Here is a 21,769-nt window from a genome sequence, read left to right as displayed (position 1 = left end):
TTATATACCGCTTAGATACCGCTCATCTTACGTTAATCCTACGTTCATGAACGTAGGATTAACGTAAGATGAGCGGTATCTAAGCGGTATATAAGCGAAGAAAAGGTATGCTTGTCCCCCCTTTCAGGACTAATATTCTTTAAAGTAACCTTTTATAGGAATACCTATATCAGGACGAGACATGCTGAACCGGATCAAAGGTCTTTTTCAAACTTGTTTTAATAACCAATTCCCATAACAACACTCCAAACACAACCCCCAAGATCATATTAAATAGCTGATATCGTAACACCACCGGTGACGCTAACACGCTGAACCCATAATGTACGATCCAGTAAAAAGTGCCGATCCTCAGTGCGCTTCGGAACCGCATGTCCGCAAATGAAGGACCGGACACCCGGTAATACGCTATCCATCCGGAGATGAACAGCAGGATAATGAAGGTCATTAACGCAGGATAATACTGGAACAAGACCAGCTCACGTGTATCAGAAACAGTGTAGATCTTGTTAGAAGAATAGTGGAACCAGGTCTGTGCAACAGGCCATACTGTATCACGGCCATCATTATACACGCCCAGGTTCTCTACCGGTGGATATGCGTACTGGAAAAAATTGGGCAGCAGGAAATATTTGAAATAGGCTACCGGATGTTGGCTGATCAGATACTTACCATAGTCATTATACAGTGGCGATACAGCTGCCATCTGGCGGAGATGCGTGGAATTATCTGCTATATTCACTGCACCGGGCGAAGGTTGCAACGGAGATGTCGCGTCCCATAGATAAAAAGCCATTAAAGGGCCATCAGGACGTTGGGACATCGGAATATGCCGCAGGGAATCAAGATAGGCAGTTACCTTATGGTGTACGGCTGCAAATTGATCAGGTACATCCAGGGTAGGCCGATCCGGCATATGTGCATACGCATGCACGGCATTATTGGCCATCTGCCATCCGCTGAAGGCCGAAAACTGCCGTGTGCCCATGACCTTTTCGGATTGGCTGGTAGTGTACAACATAAATCCCCCGATCATACCTGCCATGATCAACCCGCTCATTACCTTAACACGAACAGAGAAAGGGCAAAACACGATCACGGTAATACTAATCACCGGGTAGATCAGCGCATGATACCTTACCGTATAAGCCAGTAACAATACCAGCAGGTGAACTGCCAATAACCATTTTGAAGGCTGATACACCAGCTTAAACAACTGGGAGATCCATACCAGGCTGATGCCGATAAAATAAACGTCGCTGGTCACATAATTGCTCAGGTACAGAACGCCCGGGTTGAGGAACAGGAAAGCAAAAATGATTATCCGGGGCCACTTCCCTATCGTCGTCAGTTCAAGGATAGTGGAAAAGAAATACAGCGCGCAGATATGATAAAAGCAGAATTGCACAAAGATCAGCGCAGTGTCCCAATGAGTGAAGAACCCAACAAAGCGGATCAGTTTCGCATAACCTACCGGCCACAGATTAGCATCTGCATTCGTGTAAGCACTGCGCAGGTAATTGTAAGAATCCTGCATGAAGTTGGGGAACGGATAAAAATATTTGAACACAACGAACTGCAGCAGCATGGTGAACATCGCCAGGTATACGTATCTCTTGAAATGCATTCTCATAATATGCGGGAAATTTAAACGGCCGGGCTAATAGGTCAGTTTGGAGACCGGGAATATTTTTAAACGCGATTAAAGTTAGTAGTTAAATCTTAATTTATGTACGATTTAAAACAGGCAAGTGTTAACCGCGAAAAGCATCATACCCGCTCTCCTTCTTTGTTGCTACTGTTTTGCCCAGGCATGGTCACAGAAGCCGGCTATTACGAATGATACTTATCGTACCTGGACGAGGCTGTCTCCTGATTACGGCATCCGTAACGATGGACGGTATCTTTGGTATCAATATGGCGCTCCCGCTACGGGAGAAATATTGGTATTGCGCACGGTCGACACCAGCTTGTACCGGGAATTTCCACGAGGCTTCAATCCTGCTTTTACGGGTCAACGTTTCCTCTTTCAGCTACCGGGAGATACCCTGGCTATTTTCTCATCAGATAGCATCATGTACCTGCCGGGGGTGAGCACTTATACGGTTGTGGACAACCAGCTCATCTTACAAAAGGTTGATGCACTTAGCTGGATAGATCTCCATACAGGTCATAGCAAAACCATCTGCAACAGCTATGTTGATCAAATTGCCTTCGATGGACAGCAACTGGCATTCATCAAAGGCGACACATTATTGTACTATCAGCAAGGCATGGACACGACCAGGATACGCTGCGACAGGTGTACCGGCCCGTTGCAGTTCTCCAGAGATGGGAGGCGGATCATTACCCGATTAATGCCTGCTAAACTACCCGCACCGTCGCAGATCAGGGTTTGGCATTACCAGGATAACTATCTGCAAAAGCCGCCTCCTGTTCCTACTACTATTGCAATCCGGCTGGAAGATGACCAGGTGTTGCCCATTAATGCACAAGGCACACAGATCGCTTATCAGGATGGCGGAAGATATATCATCACCCAGAAGAGCCTTAACTACCCCGAATATTACTGGAACAAAACTATCATTTCAACACTTTACCTTGTCGACACACATACTGGCGAAACGAAAACGATCGCAACCAATAAATACAAACTACTCGTGCAACCGGCAATATCGCCAGGGGAAAAGTACATAACCTGGTACGATCCTTCATCCGGTTACATCCGCTGTTATGAAATAGCCACGGGCCGCAAGTACGATCTGCTGAAAGGGATCAATATTGCACAATGGGCGAATGGAGACAGCACCGTTTATATCCACACCACCTACGATATATGGGAGGTAGATCCCACATCAAAGAAATCACCCGTCAACCTGACACATGGGAAACGGCAGCATACCATCTTCCGCTTGCTCTTTCCCGGCGTATTTACGGCATTTAATACCAGGACAAAAGAAAATGGTTTCTGGAGATGGATCAACGGGCGTTTAGTACCCGCAACGATGGATAGCTGCCTCTATTACGTGCCCCAGTATCCGCTGGATCAGTATAAACCTATCAAAGCACTAGATACCACTGTTTACCTTTTGCAGCGCATGCAGGGTACAGCCGCGCCGAACCTGTTACTGACAGATGATTTTGGCTCCTTGACCCCTGTTACTAATTTTCAGCCGCAGGCAGCTTACAATTGGATGAAGGTGGAATTGCTGAAAGAGGGACTTTTGTATAAACCCGAAAATTTCGATCCGCAGAAAAAGTATCCTGTTATCTTTCATTACTATGAACGCAGTAAGGATTACCTGCACCGGTACCTGCCGCCAGCCCTGAGTGATGGCAGTTTGAATGTGGCTGCTTATGTCAGCAATGGTTACATTGTATGTATTCCGGAGATCCGCACGAAAAAAGGCCGTACCGGTAAAAGTGCTGCCAGGGCAGTGTTAAGAGCAGCGAAACACCTGTCCTCATTTTCGTGGATAGACCAACAGAAAATGGGATTGCAGGGGCATAGTTTCGGTGGATATATCACCAACTATCTCATCACTCACAGCGATCTGTTTGCCGCCGCGCAATCCAGTGCCGGGCCGGTTAACTTCTTCAGCGGATATGGGGCTATCAGGAAGATCACAGGTACTGCTATGCAGCAGTTGTATGAACAAGGACAAAATAATATGGGCGTTACACCCTGGGACAGACCTTTGCGATATCTTAAAAACTCCCCCGTTATCAGGGCAAACAGCGTACACACGCCACTGCTGCTGATGCACAACGACAATGACAATGCCGTACCCTTTGCACAAAGCATCGAGCTATTCACCGCTTTAAGACGGCTGCAACGGCCCGTGTGGCTGATCCAGTACAGAAATGAAGGACACCAGTTATTCCGGACACCGGAACAACTGGATTTTACCATCCGGCAACAGCAATTCTTTGATCATTACCTGAAGGGCCAACCGGCCCCGGACTGGATGAAGGATCACTGACCGTTGTCATCATAGATAGCCCAGGTAGGCCATGCCGCCCCGGTAACTACCGTAATAAAATAAAAAGCCCCGCCAATAGTAGTGGTAGACTGGGTCGTACCAGTGTACAATGCATAGTTGGGATGAGTAGGAAACTCAAAAATATCTGTACGGAAAGTACGATAAGGCGCTAATCCCGCATAAGTAAGATTCCTGGAAGCGCCATTCTGGAAGAAATCTCCCGTAGTCGGATAAAAGAGGTTACTGAGTCCCCTGCGTTTACTTGTCCTGAAAGACATTATCCCCACCAAAATTGCAGACAAGGCGATCATTGTTAAAATAATCCTGGCCTTTTTCATAACAAAAAGTGTTTGAGCTAAATGTAGGATAACTAAAATGGAAAAGAATTAGGATCACAAAAAAGAAGTTTGGATACCCTGTTTAATCCTCGTATCCCTTGTTTTGCGTAAGGTTCTCGTTCAACAGCATTTCACTTCTTGGGATAGGGTACCACTCCTGGTAAGGCTTCCACTGGCCGCCTTTAGCGGCGGTAACTGTATGCATCACCGCGTTCACCTGGTCCGTGCGTTTAAGGTCTAACCAACGATGTCCCCACTCGGAGAATAGTTCTACCTGCCGTTCATGTTGTATAGCTTTCATCAAAGGCTGGTTGTCGTTAAGTGCGGAACGGGGCAAACCTGCACGTAACCGTATCACCGTCAGGTCTTCAAATGCGCCTGTTTGATCGCCTGACCGCAGCCTGGCTTCGGCCCTGATCAGGTACTGCTCTGCCAACCGTAGCACCATCAGGTATTCCCTTGCCGGCTGATTGCCATCGGTCTCCTTGTATTTGTGAGGATAGGATCCATTGTCACCAACCAGCCAAAACTGTTTGCGGCCGTCGTTATTTTCAAAAGCCTGCACGAGCGAAGCGCTGGCAAAAACCGGGCGCTGTTGGATAAACAGCAAAGCATCTGCAGTGATAGTGGCATTCACTGTTTGCAGCTGCCAGATGGCCTCCTTGCTGTCTTTCAGAAAGACCTTTGTCAGCGGAACCGTATCATAAATCGCTTTATTGTCAATCACGGCCGTAGCAGCAGCGATGGCGTCCTGCCAGTTATTCCGGTATAAATGTACCCTGGCCAGCAATGCCATCGCAGCCCATTTATTAGGTCGCACACGCTCCTTCGTTACAGCAATCAGATCTGCCTGTAAATACTCTGTACGCAATAGCAAGGTTGCCTCCTGCAAGTCCTGAACGATCCTTTCATACACCTGATCAACAGCAGTACGGCGCATGGTCGCATTTACTTTGTAGTCTGTACTTGTTACCAGCGGTACTTCCCCAAACAGGTTCACCAGGTAGAAATAACAGAAGGCCCTGACGAATCTTGCTTCCCCTGTTAGTTGCTGCCTGATAGCCGGCGTAAGTTTAGTGGCAGCTGTTAGTCCTTCAATGGCCGCATTAGCCCGGTAAATATAGTTATACAGTAATCGCCATAGCGGTACATTATCTGGTATCACCTGGTTCTTGTACATAGAGAGGGACAGCTCATTTTCCTGTTGCAGCAGGAATTCATCTGCAGAGAGACCACACAGATAAGAAAGCCCTTGCCCGCCCATCCAGGCGCCCTCGTTGCTCATATCGTAGAACAGGCCTGTCAGCACGGCAGCAGCGCTGATATTGGACTGATAGACAAAACTCGAAGGTTGAGTATCCACCGGCTCACCTGCGTCCAGCAGTTTACGGCAGCCACCGCATAACAGCAGTACGAAAAACAATGATATCGTGTATCGCATTCTCATAACTTAAAGCGATAATTTTAGTCCGGCAGATATCACTCTCAGGGGCGGGATAGCTGTTCGCGACTGTGTTTCAGGGTCCAACCCTTTGTAGCCAGTTAATGTGAAAAGGTTCTGTGCCTGTACATAGATCCTCCCATCCTGCAGATGTAGTTTGCGCTGCATTTTCTTGGGCAAGAGCCACGCTCCCTCCACGTAACGGCAACGGATGAAAGAAGCGTCTTCATATCCCAGGTCACTTTTCATGGCCTTCTTGTATCCTTCCCTTAAAGTGCCATTCTGTGTATAACGCTGTCGGTCGGTAACGTCGCCTGGCCGCTGCCATCTTGATAATACTACTGCATACTGGTTTTGCTGAAATCCCGGCATATAGTTGGGGTCAAAGGTCGTATTGAGCCCCTGCTGTTTGGCGAACTGCAATAGCACTTCCACCTGGAACTGCCCTATGCGCACATTATTCTGCCAGCCGCCGAAGAAGACAGGTACGCTGTTCACCGACCTGCTTTCAGCCGCTCTTTCCGCGGGTACCGGGTGTTGTTGCGCATCAGCAAAGAGGTAGGAACCCGTTGCAGGGTCTACGCCCATAGCCGTGGCCACATACAACTGCGATAAAGGCTGGCCTTCCACAAACTTATCAGGGACAGCCATAGGGATGGTCGGATCTGGATAATTGACCAGTTTATTGCGGCCAAAAGAGATATTGAAAGATGAAGCCCATTCAAAATTTTTCTGCCGGAGATATTGGGTAGACAGTACAAACTCCCACCCGGCGTTCCGGATCACTGCAGGCAGGTTACCAATGATGCTGCTTGCTCCCGTGATGTCCGGCAAAGGATAAGGGACCAGCTGATTGGAAGAGCGATAAATGAAATAGCTGGCGGACAGCAATACTTTGTCTTTCAGGAAACCCAGTTCCAGGCCGGCTTCGGACTTTTGGGTCAGTTCCCAGGCAAAGTCGGCGTTGAACAAGCGGGCAGGTGTCAGGCCGATTACTCCCTGGTAAGTGCCGGTCACGTTGTTGTACTGGTCCAGGTATTGATAATCGCCTATCTGGTCATTGCCCGTGGTGCCGTAACTCGCGCGCAGCTTACCGAAACTGAGTACGTCCCGCCAGGAGGAGAAGAAAGGTTCTTCAGTGAAGATCCATCCTGCGCCTGCAGCAGCGAAGATGGCAAACTGTTTCCGCGGACCGAAGCGGCTGCTGCCGTCGCGGCGGATACTCAGGTTCAGCAGGTACCGGTCTTTCCAGTTCAGGCCTGTTCTGGCAAACAAAGCTACATAGCGGTAGGAAGCGCCTTCCGTTTTCCCATATATGGTATCAGCATAACGAATGTTCCGGATCAGGAGATCGTCTTTGAAACCATCCGCGTTGATGCTCTCACGGGTCTCGTTATAGCCCTGATAAGTGCCCCCTGCGACCGTTTCCAGCCTCAATCCTCCAAAGTGACGTATAAGGGTCAACTGCGGCTCAATAATGCGGGAAATCGCCTCATAAGAGTGATTTTGTAACGAGCCCGTTTTCCCAGCCCGCAGGGCTGGTGGATAAATAGCCAGAGGAATGATGGTCTGTGCCCTGCCCGTCAGCCAGTTATACCCCAGGGTGGTTTTTAACGTGAGCCCTGGTAACAGGCGGTATTGCAATAAAGTGTTCGCGAGTACATTCTTTACTTTGGCATCGAACAGCGGCCCTGTCAGGGCAATGTAGGGATTGACCCAGGAATGATTCAGGCTGCCGTCTTCCAGGTAGGCAGGCGGCGCATTGGGCGGCAGCATGATCTGGCTGGTGAAATCCAGGCCAGGCAAAGATGTTTTATCTGCCAGGAAACTACCGGTAAAGGTAGCGGTGAAACGACGATCGGCCGATGTGCCGCTGGTATTGAAATAAAGGCCACCACGACTATCCCCGAAATTACCAGGAAAGACCATTGTTTCCCGTCGGTAATGACCACTCAGCAGATATTGGAAATTATCATTACCTCCGGATACCGATGCCTGTGTATTCGTAATGCTGGCCGTACCACCAGTCAGCTCCTGTTGCCAGTCGGTATAACGGGTAGTGTCCCACTTCAGGAGATCAGGCGCATTCCTTTCTGTAGGCGTAATGCCGTCATTCCTGAACGCCTCCCGGCGCATTTCAATGTATTGTTGGGTATTCAGCAGCTTTACTTTGCGGGATGTTTTTCCGAAGCCCCGGTTCACATTGATCTTCACCTGTGTCCTGCCTGGCTGTCCGCGGCGGGTTGATATAAGTACAACGCCATTAGCGCCACGCGAACCGTAAATAGCAGTAGCGTCGGCATCTTTCAGCACGTCTATGCTTTCTACATCTTCGGGGTTGATGAAATTAAAAGCAGATGCTTTCTCGCCCCATATCTGGGAGCCAAGACCGCCGGTCAGCACCGGATTATAGGGAATTCCGTTGATGATGAACAGCGGTTGCGTACCGTTCACCAGGCTGTTTTGTCCCCGGATCTGCACTTTCATGGCCATACCTGGTACCCCGCCCGTTTGTGTGATCAGCATACCAGGCACCCGTCCCTGCAGGGCCATCAGGAGGTTGGTACCTGACTGTCCGGCAATAAAGTCGCCTTTAACGGGGGTAACGTTCCCTGTATTAAAGCGCCGGGTAGTCATGCCATATCCGATAACGACCTTTTCGTCCAGGGCCTTTCCCATGATCAGTTTGGGCGTATCGGGAATAACAGGGGGTAATGCAGGTATAGCCACCGGCGCAATCTTCCAGACATTAATAGACCCGTTATCGAAGACCCAGGCATAATTGCCTTTAAACACCGCACCAAGCACCTCCGGCAATGCAGCATTTCTAAACTGAACATCGTATTTGCGCTGTACATCTACCCGCTCCGGGTTATAACTGAAGTAATAGCCGGTCTGTTCTTCTATTTTGGAAAAGATGTATTTCAAAGAGAGCTGTTTGCCCTTGATAGTGACCTTCGTACGGGTATAGGATTGCCCTGTTGCCTGGAACAAACAACAGGTACACAATAACAGGAGGAGTGTATAGCATCTGGCATATTTGGCAATGCCCATAAAAAGGTAATTGTGGCTATATCATATAAGTAGTATTCAATAACAAAAAGTACTCATGCAGATAATTTTTAGCCCGTTAACAACCTATTAACTGGTCGCGGTTTCAAAAATGATACATTTACGCATGAAGTAAATAGAGTCTTTACCATGAATCCATTGACCACAAATTATTCAGAAGACCAACTATTGCTATTTATCCAACAGGGGAGTGAAGCTGCTTTTGGGGTGCTGTACAAGCGTTACCTCGATCTGCTGTTTTCCAGGGCTTATTCCATACTACAAGCGGAAGATGAGGCCAAAGATGTGGCCCAGGAAGTGCTGATCTGGTTCTGGAACCATCGCACGTCCATTCAGGTCCATACTACCCTGAAAGCATATCTGACAGGTGCAGTCAACCAACGTTGTGCGGACATGCTCAGAAAAAAAGCCAACCGCAATAGCCGGCAGCAGGTATATGCCTCGCTGAGTGCGACCATTACCGGTACTTCTCCGTTAGAGACCAAAGAATTGGGCAACAGGCTCAATGCCGCCATGACCATGATCAGCCCAACCAGCAGGAAAGCGTTTATGCTGTCATATATTGAGAAAAAGCCATTGAAAGAGATCGCGGCTGCTATGAACATCAAAGTGCAGACAGCGAAGAACCATGTCCAGCAAGCGCTGAAGACCCTCCGTCAACAGCTTCAAAAAAATTAACCTGCTCACCCAGTACTTTTTTGCATCCGGCGACTACTATATAGTGAATGACATTTTTATAGGACGATGCCGGTAGATCCCGAATACATAGAACAACTGGTACTGGAACACATCACGGGGACTATTTCTCCTGAAGACAGTATCACCCTCAAAAACCTCCTGGAGCAGGAACCGGAAGCATACGCCATCTGGCAGCGCATGCACCGGCAACTGACGGGCAGTTATATGCAATCCGTTCGTGCAGGCCTCCAGGACACGTTGCCCTTGCAACAGATCCTGGCAATAGCCGGGAAGCGCAAACGGCGTAAAATATTAACAAGAACAATACTGGGTACAGCCGCATCATTGCTGGTATGTTCCCTGGTCTATAAATTACTGATGCCGGCGTTCCAAACAATATCGCCGGCGCCTATCCCATCGTTCGCCCTCAAATCTGTTGCACTGCAGCTGCCCGGTGGACAATTGCTCCACCTGGGCAGCGGGCAGCAGCAGGAAGCCGATGGGATCATTTTCCGGGAAGAAGGAGGGACATTATCCTGGTCCGGCCGTAGTAACAGTTCTCAACTAGCGACTTTAATTGTGCCACCCGGTAAAGACTATGCGGTCCGTTTACCGGACGGTACAGAAGTGATGCTCAATGCAGCTACCATGCTGCAGATGCCGCTTGCATTCGGCGATAAGCGGGAGGTGACCTTAAACGGGGAGGCCTGGTTTGGTGTAGCAAAAAATGAGCGGAAACCTTTCCGGGTGCATTTGCCCAAAAGCACGGTACAGGTACTCGGCACCACATTCAATGTAAACACCTATGACAGTGGTCACGTAAAAGTGGCTTTGGAATCGGGCGCTGTCAAGATGTTGACCAATGATGGCGATCTTTTGTTACAACCCGGACATTCAGTACACTACCAGTCAGGCACAAGACCCATAGCCGAAGCCTTTGATGCAAACAAGGTGCTCTCCTGGAAGAACGGTTATTATGTATTCGAGCACACGCCCATATCCGAGATCGGCGATATTATTGCCCGCACTTATCGCATAAGGGTCGTTATGGATTCAAGGGCTACTGCAGACAGGACCTATTCCTCCAGATTAGAAAAGGACGCGCCACTCGAACAGTTCTTAGTACGTTTAAAGACACTCAACAATATAGATTATCAATTTGAACACGGGGACAGTGTTTTGCATTTGTTATACCGACCGTAAACACCTTTGCTATGCGATCCACATTATTTAAAGCAAATAAATTGCTGCTGATCGAAAAGGACAAACAGTCCTATATTCCTGCCAACTGCCTGCCGCCGGAATACCTGAAACTTATTATACCGCATGCTGGCTTATATTTCAGAGAGGATGAAGAATGTGAGATCTTGTCCCAGCACATCGGTGCTGGCCCCTTCTCTCTCTGGATGCATGATATTTTCGCGAAGGACAAAATAGTGCTTTTGCCCTACACCCCATATCATATCTGGACACTGCATTTCATGTATGAAGACAGCCTGATGATAACGGGTGGTGAAAAGCCTCCTTATCTGCTCGAGGAACGAGAATGTAACATGTTCAGTCTCCTCCCGGGGTTACATCCTGTTCCTATGGAGGATAACACGAAAGTCCTGTCTGTGCATATTAACATTAGGCCCGAGTTCTTTCCCAAACTCATGAAGAAGTATCCCCCATTGCGCGATCTACTTTCCCGTACCATACCTCCCGTAAGTTGTGCACTTAATGATCATCCTCATCCTATCAGTGCGGTTTGCGACCTGCTGGTCCAGCAGATCCTTACGTGTCATTATACCGGCAGGAAAGCGCATATCTTCATTTATCGCTGCATCCTTGACTTGCTGCTGAACTATGCGCAAAGAGAAGCGCATGCACACGAACCTTTCCTGTTCAGCAGCCTTGAACACCGGGAAACATACAAACAGTTGTTCCGGTTCATCATCGAGCATCCTCATATGAACTGCTCGCTAGCCAAGCTTTCCAGGATGTTCAAGTTGCCTGCCGCTGAACTATCAAAGGGCTTTTTGCAACATTATGCTATCACCATTGAAGATTTCACGCATATGATAAAAATGATAGCGACTTACAAATTGCTGCATAAAAAGAATGTGTCAATACCAGTTATAGCTGACGCCGTTGGTTATAAAACACCGGCTGAGCTGGTTAAGCACGTGGAAGCCTACTATGAGTTCAAAGTGAAAAAATAGCACTTCTGTATTAACATTCTCTCCGTGTTACAAATTCAGGTTCTGAGTTACTCTATATTCCTACGGCTTGCGAACAATTGACAGTTTGATGCCCGTGGGCATTTACTAGCTTAAAAACCAACCATGAAGAGAATGAAACTAGCAATGGCTGTCATTGCATTGTTATGTGCATCGTATAAACCGATCTATGCACAGGCGCCAACCACCCCAAACAATTCCTGGCAGATGCAACCTGTCGATATTCAAACAAGGTGGGCCTCAAAAGTAAATCCGCAAAATGTATTGCCGGAGTATCCGCGGCCACAAATGGTGCGTAACGACTGGCAAAATCTGAATGGCTTATGGGAATATGCCATAACGCCCAAAGACGCTGCCAGACCTACACAATTCGACGGACAGATCCTGGTGCCATTTCCACTAGAGTCCGCATTATCAGGCGTAAAGAAAGCTTTGCAGCCAACACAACGCTTATGGTATAAGCGCACTATTACGAAGCCGGATATTACCGGCGACAAACGCGTGTTACTGCATTTCGGCGCGGTGGACTGGCAAGCTACTGTATACATCAATGGCAAAGAGATCGGCGGACATACCGGCGGTTATCAGAACTTCTCTTTCGATATTACTGATGCTTTAAAAGACGGCAATAATGACCTGGAAGTAGCTGTGTTTGACCCTACAGACCAGGGCATTAATCCACATGGCAAGCAGGTACTGAATCCTGGCAATATCATGTATACTGCCAGTAGTGGTATCTGGCAAACGGTATGGATGGAAACTGTCCCTGCTGCTTATATCAACAATATTCGCATTACTCCGGATATAGACAAAGGCCAACTGAAGCTGGAGGTGCTCACTGCCGGTAAAGAAGGTGACTACTCCATAGAAGCTGTCGCCTCCAATGGAAAAAAGATAAAAGGCAAGCCGAATGTTCAATTACTGCTGCCGGTGCCTAACGCGCGGCTGTGGAGCCCAGATGAACCGTATTTATATAACCTGAATGTAAAACTGCTTTATAAAGGCAAAGTAATCGACACTATCGGCAGCTATTTCGGTATGCGTAAAATAGCTGTAAAAAAAGATGAAAAGGGAATTGAACGCCTTTTTCTCAATAACAAATACACCTACCACCTGGGCGTACTAGATCAGGGTTTCTGGCCGGAAGGATTGTATACCGCCCCTACAGATGAGGCGTTGGCATTTGATATCATGGCTATCAGAAATATGGGCTACAATACCATTCGCAAACATGTCAAACTGGAACCAGCAAGATGGTATTATCATGCTGACAAGGCTGGTATGCTGGTTTGGCAGGATATGGTAACCTGCCCAAGTAACAAAACGGAAGCACGAAATGAATTTGAAAAAGAGAACAAAGAAAATATTGCACAACTTTACAACTACCCCAGCATCGTAATGTGGGTATTATTCAATGAAGGCTGGGGACGTTATGATCAGAAACGTCTGACAGAATGGATGAAGCAAACAGACCCATCACGTTTAACCAATGGTCACACAGGCGAAAATTATGATCGCGGCGCTCCTCATGATTCTTCGCAAAAATGGATAAGCAGTGACCTCACTGATATCCATAAATACCCAGGCCCTGATGCACCTCTTTCATTACCCGGCAAGGCACGTGTACTTGGCGAGTGGGGAGGTGTTAGAGTACCTACATTAAGACATCAATGGAATGACACCGAAGGATGGGGATACATCCAGGTGCCTACAAGTGCCTTCAAATCGAAATATGATTCGATGGTAAAGAGCCTAAAATCCTTAGAAGAAAGGGGATTATCAGGTTCTATCTATACCGAACCGTTTGACGTAGAGACAGAGGAAAACGGCATGATGACTTATGACCGTGAAGTGATCAAAATATCTGCTGAAGATCTTAGGAAAATCCATAGCCAGATATTGGCACAAGCCGAAAGTTATGCGGCAACTCCCGGTGTATTTCAAGCCAAAGTAGCAGACACCGCCAACCCCGATCTGCAGTATGCCTCATTACTACAGGAATTCCATAACGGTAAAAAAGACCCCGAATTTGTTAGAGAATTGACGTTGATGGCCGCACGATTAAACGATAAGAAGAGCATTCCGGAATTAAGTGCTAGTTATATTAATAGCATGTCTGATCCATTAACATTCAGGAATCTGACTTTTATCAATCGTTTCACAAGGGTTACAAAAGACCCTGGCTTCGATATCATGTTAAAAAACCAGCAAAAGTTCGGTCAGTTAATCGGTGACAATAACATGAAAGCCAAAATCAAGTCAATAATATTCAATAGTGAAATTAGATCTCATGTCGCTGATGTCAATTCAAAACCAAACTGGATTGAATTGGAAAAAAATATTATATCAAAATATGGCTCCCTTGGAGAAGAAATATTATTGAATGCGAAAGCTATTCACCTTGCCAATCAGCAAGATTGGATCAATTTTGTTCCAGTTGCAACTATCCTTGTAGGAAAATACGAATCAGGAATATCGAGTGACATGTTAAATAATTTTGCATGGGCAGTATTTGAAAATATATCAGATACCAATTCTTTGAAAGAAGCATTAACCTGGAGTAAATACAGCATAGAGAAAGAACCAAATGCCGGCAAATTTGATACATATGCCAACCTTTTACACAAATTAGGAAAACAAAAAGAAGCGGTAGAATGGGAACAGAAAGCAACTGAAATGCAGCCCGAGGATGCCGGGTTCAAATACACCCTTGAAAAAATGAAAAAAGGCGAAAAAACCTGGAAATAAAACACCATCAAACCAGCGTCCCATCTACCTTTCAGATGGGACGCTCTTACATTAACTTCCTATTAACTTCTTTTTATTTTTCATTTATTAGCTTAGTACTGTACCAACTTTGACCATTCCATTTATGATTGATCGCTATACCGAACTACTGAACACCTTCGATGAAATAACCGCATTTGAATGGGCCTCCTTCTTTCACGATAACGCCGCGAGAATTGACACCCTGGTCAGCTTATTTGAGGGCTATAACAGGACGGTCATGAACACCCAGGCGAAGCGTCTGCGCGAGCTTAAAAGGCTCATTAGAAATATTACCAATGATGATCATTGGACAGACATGGAAGGGTTGGAATTAACCTACCACCATTTCAATCCGCCGTTACATATAAGAGGGAGTTTCCATTCCGGAGTCGGTAATGCGTTAGCAACCTTTAGCATTGAGATCAGCACACCTACCATACAAGCATGGAATCATTATGAGGATCAGCTGATCAACCACTACACGAACCATGAACCGGTCATCATGGACAACAAGACAATATTACACATCGCTACCCTGCCCGGAGAGCAGGAAGACCGGATCCTGGCCACTTTGATGGAACTCCATTTCTTCATATCCAGCTTGAGTTTCAGAACTTTTTCACATTCATTAACATCTCATTAACTAACTTCCCTTTTCTATTTACTAGCTTAGCTAAATATAGCGATTGTCGTTCTACGATTCCGGTTTTGGAATGCACCAACGAAACCAGCTTAAAACGAACCATGCATTGTTCCTGTCGCCGGCCCCGGGCAAAGTCATAATATGCTCCTGGCTTATTGATGTTCATGTGTAGAATCAAAATAGACCGTTAAAACGCGATTATGTACCCTACATTATTCGAAGAACACAAATTACTATTAATTGATCGCCTGGAACAGGCCTACTTCCCTATTGCGCAAATACCAACAGAGTATCTTAACCTTATCATACCCTACGCTGGCTTGTATTATGAGTATGATGACGATTATAACGTGCTGTCGCAGCATATCAAATTAGGACCATTCTCTTTATGGGTACACGACGTATTTGCCCGTAAAGATATCGTGCTGCGGCCCTATGCCCCTTTTCACCTATGGGCCCTGCATTTTATGTTCGAAGATACGCTGCGTGCGGAGACTTCTAAAACAAGTCAGTTCACCCTGGAGGAAAGACAGTGTAACCTGTTCAACCTCTACTCCTACATGCACCGCGTACCCATGGCCGGCGGACAAAAAGTGCTTTCATTCCACATTAATATACTGCCATCAGACCTGATGTTGCTCGTACAACATCATCCCGGCCTCTACTACCTCGCCAACAAAAGAGTGCAAAGATCATCAGGCATTATTAACGTAAAACCTTACCACATTAATGCCGTATGTAATATGCTGATCCGCACCATCCTGTCGTGCAGGTACATAGAAGCACAGGCCGTACACTTCCTGGAGCGCTGCTGCCTGGACCTCTTTATCAATTTCGCACAGCAGGATGCCATCTCCGACGAGATCAGGCCTCCCACTAAAGAACAAACGATCCTGTTTAACCAGATCTTCGAGTACCTGACAGAACATCCGCACATCGTGCACACAGAAGACGAAGTAGCTAAGATGTTCAATTTATCGGGCGTGAAACTGGCACAAGGGTTCCGCGCGCAATTTAGTATAGGCATCGCAGCCTTCCTGCACATGCTGAAAATGATGATGATCTACAACACCCTCCTGCAGAAAGCATGTACCCTGAAGGAGCTCGCCCTGATATCCGGCTACCGGCATATTGAAGAGATGATCAGGGAAGTGGAAAAGTACTACAACTGTAGTCTGGCTGCATTGCGCAGAAGCATGTAATTCCATTTTGCATTGTTTACAAAAAGCTCCATCCGGAGCTTTTTTTTATTCCCCTCCCCCTCTGCCTCCAAAGTTTTTCTCCCCATCTCCTAAGTTCACTTCTCCCCCGCTCGCATACCTTTGAAAAGAACGAAAAACTGCATATTACCATTTTAGAGTTTCTCCAAAAGTTAGCCCATGGATCAGCCTATTTTAATACCACAAACAGATTCCGAAGTTCCAGTAAAACGAAAAGCCATTATTATCGGTGCAGGTCCCGCCGGACTGACAGCCGCATATGAATTGCTGAAGAGATCGGACGTCATTCCGGTAATCCTGGAAAAGTCAGGCGATATTGGTGGTATCTCAAAGACCATTAATTATAAAGGTAACCGCATGGACATCGGCGGTCACCGCTTCTTTTCAAAGTCAGACCGTGTAATGAACTGGTGGCTGAACATCCTCCCTGCCCAGGAAACAGGCAATGAGCAGTTCACGATCAGCTACCAGAACAGGTCCAGGCAGGTAGCGCCAGGTGAAAGTGTTACCCCTGCAAACGCCGATAAAGTAATGCTGGTCAGGGAACGCCTCTCCCGCATCTACTTCCTGCGTAAGTTCTTTACTTATCCGATACAGCTTTCTATCGATACACTTAGGAAACTGGGTATAGGCACCACCTTCTCTATCCTGGTTTCCTATTTACAGGCCCAGATGTCTCCCCGTAAGCCGGAGAACAGCCTGGAAGATTTTATGATCAACCGCTTCGGTAAAACACTGTACAAGTTATTCTTCAGGGACTATACAGAAAAAGTATGGGGAGTGCCTTGTCATGAGATCCCGGCAGAATGGGGTGCACAACGCATCAAAGGCGTCAGCATCCGTAAGGCGGTGCAACACGCCATCCAGTCGGCCGTCAAGAAGAAGCAAAAGAAAACAGGCGACATTGCCCAGAAAGATACCGAAACAAGCCTGATCGAGCAGTTCCTCTACCCTAAACTAGGTCCGGGCCAGTTGTGGGAAGAAGTGGCCCGCCAGGTACAGGAAATGGGCGGTACCATCCTGATGCACCATGACGTGATCTCCGTCAATACACAGGACGGTAAGGTGGTCGCCATAGAGGCCTTTAACAAAAAGGACCTTCAGACCATTGAATTAAAGGGGGACTATTTCTTCAGCACCATGCCTATTAAAGAGCTCATCGCCAGTATGGACGGCGAGGTACCACAGAACGTAAAGGAAGTAGCGGCAGGCTTACAGTACCGCGATTTCATCACCGTGGGCATCCTGCTCCAGAACCTTTCTGAACAGGATAAACGCACCGGCAAATGGAAACCGCTGCAACTGAAAGATACGTGGATCTACATCCAGGAGAAAGACGTTAAAGTAGGCCGCCTGCAGCTGTTCAACAACTGGAGCCCCTACCTGGTGAAAGATCCTAATACAGCCTGGGTGGGTATGGAGTTCTTCTGTAATGAAACAGATGATTTCTGGAAACTGCCCGACGACAGGATTGCCGCACTGGCTATCCGCGAGCTGCAGAAAATAGGTTTAGCGAATGCCAACGATGTACTGGATTCTACCGTACTGCGCGTGGAAAAGACCTATCCTGCTTATTTCGGCGCCTATGAGAGATTTGATGAAGTGAAACAGTTCGTCAACACATTTCCAAACCTTTTCCTCGTAGGAAGGAACGGTATGCATAAGTATAACAATGCTGACCACTCTATGCTCACCGCTATGGTGGCAGTAGACAACATCATTGCTGGTGAAACCGGGAAAGATAATATCTGGTCCATTAATACGGAACAGGAGTATCACGAAGAGAAAACAGGACAGCATGCCTGATCTGCTGTACATGAATTAGCCGGACAGGATTGCCCGGCTACATGTATACAGACTAAAAAATTCAATCAGGATGCAATGATACACCTTTCAGCATTCAATTAAGTTAATGCGAGGTTAACAGAGTTAAATTCCCTTTTTATAACCTGAAAGTTCACCCGGCGCTTCATGCCACTGTTTCCTTCAGCGTCGCGATTACGCTGATCGTTGACCCGGCTGTAGGACTATTGGCCTGGTAGCGGTACAACACCACACCCGGGCCATTTTCCTGCAACAGCAAGATATGGCGGATTAAGAATGATGAATTAAGAAATGCTTAATTCACAGACGTAATTCCTGATTCTTAATTTCTAATCCCTAATTTATTTTACATGCGAACGCCATTGTTACCACTGCAACAGCTGGAGGACAGCCTACAGCACCCGCCACGCCCGGAAGACCCTTCTGCCTATGAAACAGCAAGCTCCATGCATAAACAATCCCTGGCTGCTATAGAAGATATTACCCTTGCATTTGAAGAATGCCTGGCCGCAGGCGTCAGCGAACAGACCCTTCGCAAATACGTCAGCATTTGCCAGGAAAAGATCACCGCGCTTTGCAATGACGTGCCTTTCAGCTGGCTGGAAGTAGAAACGGCCGCTCCCGTAGAATACGACGAATGGCGCTACCTCTGCAACGACATCTGCCACCAGCTGGAAGATCTCATTCTCTACCTCATGTTCACCTATGCCAGGTTTTATAATAAAATGGCGGTTACGCCTAATGTGTACCGGGAACTGATGCGGCAACGCATCGCTCCCGGTCTTTCTGTGATCCGCAGCTGGTTCAATGACTCAGATGAAAGCTGCCGTGAGCTGCAACAGATGATCTTAAGCCTGTACGACGCCTTCGACCCCGAAATACCCAACCGGATGAACCACTACCAGCTGGACTTCCTGCGGGAACTGCAACAGGCATTGCTCAAATACTGGTCGCAGGAAGACAATACCCTGGAACATGGATTGTTACAGCAACTGCTTTTTTCACTCAACTTCAATAGCACGGATTATTATCATTATTGCACTTCCTATATCAGTCAGCAGCTGACAGAATTACCAGACGTACACACGCAGTTGGACCTGCTGTCCTTCATCCATAAAACACTTTGCCAGATCCCCGTTAAACAGGGCCTGGCCTATAGTCATGATGCTCCTTCTATTATCGCGTTACTGAAAGAATGGTTGCAGGTAGAAAGCAAATATCTGCAGTCAGGGATGAAGCGCAACTCCTCCAAAAGTGTAAAGAAGTTTAAAACGCTGCCGGAGAATTTTAAACTGCAAACCAACCTGACACTGCCCGAGCTGGCAGCATTATTCAAAATATTAAAGGAAGCGGGAATTGTGGAAAACAGGAATATGCAGGATGTATTCCGTTTGCTGGCACTCTGTTTTTCCATTCAAAAGAAGGAAGCATTCGAAGCAAGTACTTTCCAGTCGCATTACTATCGGGTCTCCCCCGAAACATTAAAAAAGATGGAAGACCTGGCGCATTCACTTGTAAGAAAGGCCTATCAGCTAAGAAAAGGACAGTAAACCACTATTTGTGGCTTACTTTTTTTTCTTCTTCTTTTTCTTCAGCGTTTCCTGCTGTTTGTTATGTTCATCCAGCAGCAGCTGCCAGTTATCATTCGGGATATCTTCAGAGAAACTGATCGTTTCCCGGTAATCATTCTTGTCTATTTTCATGACAGTGATGTCCTTACCGATGTAAGTCTGGATAGCTTCCAGCACCGGCTTTTCTTCTTCACTGCAAAAAGACACTGCCTGTCCTTTTTTAACACCACGGCCTGTACGTCCCACGCGGTGTACATAGTTTTCAGGAACATCCGGCAGGTCATAGTTCACTACATATTCCACATCAGGGATATCGATACCACGTGCATTTACGTCGGTAGTGATCAGCAATTTAATATCTCCCTTTTTGAACTCGTCCATTACCTGCAGGCGGTTATCCTGTTCCTTACCACCGTGCATGGTCAGCGACTTGATACCGACACGCTCCATGGCAGCAGACACCCTTTCTGCACGCACTTTCGTCCTCACAAACACCAGGATCTTGTTCTCAGGGAATTCTTTCACCAGTCTTTCCAGGAAGAAACGTTTATCGTCCATCCCCACAAAAGCAACAGCATGTTGTACGTTTTTAGATACAGGGTCCTGCGGAGAGATCTGGATCCTGATAGGGTTCCTTACTACCGAATAAGCCAGGTCTTTGATCTCTTCATCGATAGTTGCAGAGAAGAACAGGGTCTGGTGTTTACGGGGCAGGTGTTTCATCACATCCCGGATATCCCGGATAAACCCGAGGTCCAGCATATGGTCAGCCTCATCGAGGATCAGGATCTCGGCCTGACTGAGGTCTATAAAACCCCGGCTGATCAGGTCAAACATACGCCCCGGAGTGGCAATCAACACATCTACGCCCTGAGCCAGCTTCTTCAACTGGGGCGCTTCGTCAACACCACCGTGCAGTCCTAATATGTTCAGTTTTGTATACTTTCCTATGGTAATAAACACTTCCGAGATCTGGACAGCCAGTTCACGGGTGGGTACCATTACAACACATCGCACCTCACCCTTCGCTTTCCGCGGATGGTAGCGCTGCAGCATATGCAGTACAGGAATAGCAAAAGCGGCTGTTTTACCCGTCCCGGTCTGGGCAATGGCCAACACGTCATCCCCCTTCAGGATGGAAGGAATTGCCTTGAACTGAATATCGGTAGGACGTCTAAAACCCAACTCCGCTAAACTTCTCTTTATCTCCTCAGAAATATGGTACTGCTCAAACTTCATGCGGCAAAGATAAGATTAGCAACTGACATTGGCGAGAGCGGACCTAAGGCGTTGGCGTACTAATTGTAATAGGGTATCTTTAAAGATAATCTGATCCCCATGAAAGGCAATTTCTTCGTCAAGTTACACCCCATACACCGTATATTGATCAGTGCGGGTATAGCCGGGGCGGCGTTTCTGCTTACCGAGGCAGCAAAGCTGTCACCGCTTATCCGGGTGGTGTTAGTGTGGGACGTATTTGCGCTGACGTACAATGTTACCTGCTGGACCGTCTTTTTCCATCGTAATGTAGATGAGATCCGGAAATATGCCCGGAAAGAGGACGGCAGTCGCACATTCGTGTTTGTGGTCATCCTGCTGGCCTGTTTTGCAAGTATGCTGATGGTTATGCTGTTGATGATATCAGATGAAGCCAAAGAAACAGATAAACTGTTATATATCCCGGTAGCGATAGCAGGTATCCTGTTTTCCTGGGGTATGGTACACACAATGTTCGCCTTCCATTACGCCCATATATACTATGACGACGACGAAGACAAAATAGAGAAACAGGCCGGCGGACTGGAATTCCCCGAAGAGCCCGAGCCCGACTATCTTGACTTTGCTTACTTCTCCTTTGTGATCGGCATGACCTTCCAGGTGTCGGACGTAGAGATCAGCGACCGTAAACTGCGCCGTATAGCGCTGTTGCATGGGTTACTGGCATTTGGGCTGAATACCTTCGTAGTAGCGCTAACCATCAACCTGGTGGCAGGACTGAGAAATTAAC

Annotated in this window: 15 protein-coding genes; 10 read left to right on the top strand and 5 right to left on the bottom strand. The window is 47.1% G+C overall.

The window, feature by feature from the left end:
- Positions 1-169: 169 nt before the first annotated feature.
- Positions 170-1,633, bottom strand: a complete 1,464-nt coding sequence (locus C7475_RS14340; RefSeq protein WP_146217552.1) for a hypothetical protein — start codon at positions 1,631-1,633, stop codon at positions 170-172.
- Between the two features lie 118 nt (positions 1,634-1,751).
- On the opposite strand from C7475_RS14340, the gene C7475_RS14335 reads away from it, so the two are divergent.
- Positions 1,752-3,983 (top strand): S9 family peptidase, encoded by a 2,232-nt coding sequence (locus C7475_RS14335; RefSeq protein ID WP_110054005.1) that lies wholly within the window; start codon positions 1,752-1,754, stop codon positions 3,981-3,983.
- Here C7475_RS14335 and C7475_RS14330 read toward each other — a convergent pair.
- The 3 genes from C7475_RS14330 to C7475_RS14320 form a co-directional block, all read right to left on the bottom strand.
- Complete coding sequence (locus C7475_RS14330; protein WP_146217551.1) at positions 3,977-4,321, bottom strand: hypothetical protein; 345 nt, start codon at positions 4,319-4,321, stop codon at positions 3,977-3,979. The two genes, C7475_RS14335 and C7475_RS14330, sit on opposite strands and share 7 nt — an antisense overlap.
- An 82-nt stretch (positions 4,322-4,403) precedes the next feature.
- Positions 4,404-5,762 (bottom strand): RagB/SusD family nutrient uptake outer membrane protein, encoded by a 1,359-nt coding sequence (locus C7475_RS14325; RefSeq protein WP_233259855.1) that lies wholly within the window; start codon positions 5,760-5,762, stop codon positions 4,404-4,406.
- Positions 5,763-5,771: 9 nt separating this feature from the next.
- Positions 5,772-8,816: a SusC/RagA family TonB-linked outer membrane protein gene (locus C7475_RS14320; protein ID WP_110054002.1), complete on the bottom strand. Its 3,045-nt coding sequence runs from the start codon at positions 8,814-8,816 to the stop codon at positions 5,772-5,774.
- 147 nt (positions 8,817-8,963) lie between these two features.
- On the opposite strand from C7475_RS14320, the gene C7475_RS14315 reads away from it, so the two are divergent.
- The 8 genes from C7475_RS14315 (at position 8,964) to C7475_RS14280 (ending at position 19,740) form a co-directional block, all read left to right on the top strand.
- On the top strand, positions 8,964-9,512 hold the full coding sequence (locus tag C7475_RS14315) for an RNA polymerase sigma factor (protein ID WP_110054001.1): 549 nt from the start codon (positions 8,964-8,966) through the stop codon (positions 9,510-9,512).
- A gap of 66 nt (positions 9,513-9,578) precedes the next feature.
- Complete coding sequence (locus tag C7475_RS14310) at positions 9,579-10,715, top strand: FecR family protein (protein ID WP_110054000.1); 1,137 nt, start codon at positions 9,579-9,581, stop codon at positions 10,713-10,715.
- An 11-nt stretch (positions 10,716-10,726) separates the two neighbouring features.
- Positions 10,727-11,716 (top strand): helix-turn-helix transcriptional regulator, encoded by a 990-nt coding sequence (locus C7475_RS14305; RefSeq protein WP_110053999.1) that lies wholly within the window; start codon positions 10,727-10,729, stop codon positions 11,714-11,716.
- Positions 11,717-11,839: 123 nt separating this feature from the next.
- On the top strand, positions 11,840-14,482 hold the full coding sequence (locus C7475_RS14300; protein WP_110053998.1) for a glycoside hydrolase family 2 protein: 2,643 nt from the start codon (positions 11,840-11,842) through the stop codon (positions 14,480-14,482).
- 124 nt (positions 14,483-14,606) lie between these two features.
- Positions 14,607-15,146 carry a hypothetical protein gene (locus C7475_RS14295; protein WP_110053997.1) on the top strand — a complete coding sequence of 180 codons (540 nt, stop codon included), beginning with the start codon at positions 14,607-14,609 and terminating at the stop codon, positions 15,144-15,146.
- 200 nt (positions 15,147-15,346) lie between these two features.
- Complete coding sequence (locus C7475_RS14290) at positions 15,347-16,348, top strand: AraC family transcriptional regulator (RefSeq protein ID WP_110053996.1); 1,002 nt, start codon at positions 15,347-15,349, stop codon at positions 16,346-16,348.
- A 177-nt stretch (positions 16,349-16,525) separates the two neighbouring features.
- The gene (locus C7475_RS14285) at positions 16,526-18,172 is read left to right on the top strand and encodes an NAD(P)/FAD-dependent oxidoreductase (RefSeq protein ID WP_110053995.1); all 1,647 of its coding nucleotides are present in this window, start codon (positions 16,526-16,528) and stop codon (positions 18,170-18,172) included.
- Positions 18,173-18,540: 368 nt separating this feature from the next.
- Positions 18,541-19,740 (top strand): hypothetical protein, encoded by a 1,200-nt coding sequence (locus tag C7475_RS14280; RefSeq protein WP_146217550.1) that lies wholly within the window; start codon positions 18,541-18,543, stop codon positions 19,738-19,740.
- A gap of 15 nt (positions 19,741-19,755) precedes the next feature.
- On the opposite strand, the gene C7475_RS14275 is transcribed toward C7475_RS14280, so the two are convergent.
- Positions 19,756-21,000 carry a DEAD/DEAH box helicase gene (locus C7475_RS14275; protein WP_110053993.1) on the bottom strand — a complete coding sequence of 415 codons (1,245 nt, stop codon included), beginning with the start codon at positions 20,998-21,000 and terminating at the stop codon, positions 19,756-19,758.
- Between the two features lie 99 nt (positions 21,001-21,099).
- Here C7475_RS14275 and C7475_RS14270 point away from each other — a divergent pair, with 99 nt between their 5' ends.
- Positions 21,100-21,768 carry a DUF1345 domain-containing protein gene (locus C7475_RS14270; RefSeq protein WP_110053992.1) on the top strand — a complete coding sequence of 223 codons (669 nt, stop codon included), beginning with the start codon at positions 21,100-21,102 and terminating at the stop codon, positions 21,766-21,768.
- The last annotated feature ends 1 nt before the right edge of the window (position 21,769 follow it).

The organism is Chitinophaga sp. S165, assembly GCF_003182155.1.
Classification (GTDB): Bacteria; Bacteroidota; Bacteroidia; order Chitinophagales; family Chitinophagaceae; genus Chitinophaga.
Note: the sequence above shows the minus strand (reverse complement) of the source record. Positions and strands in the feature narration are given on the sequence as shown.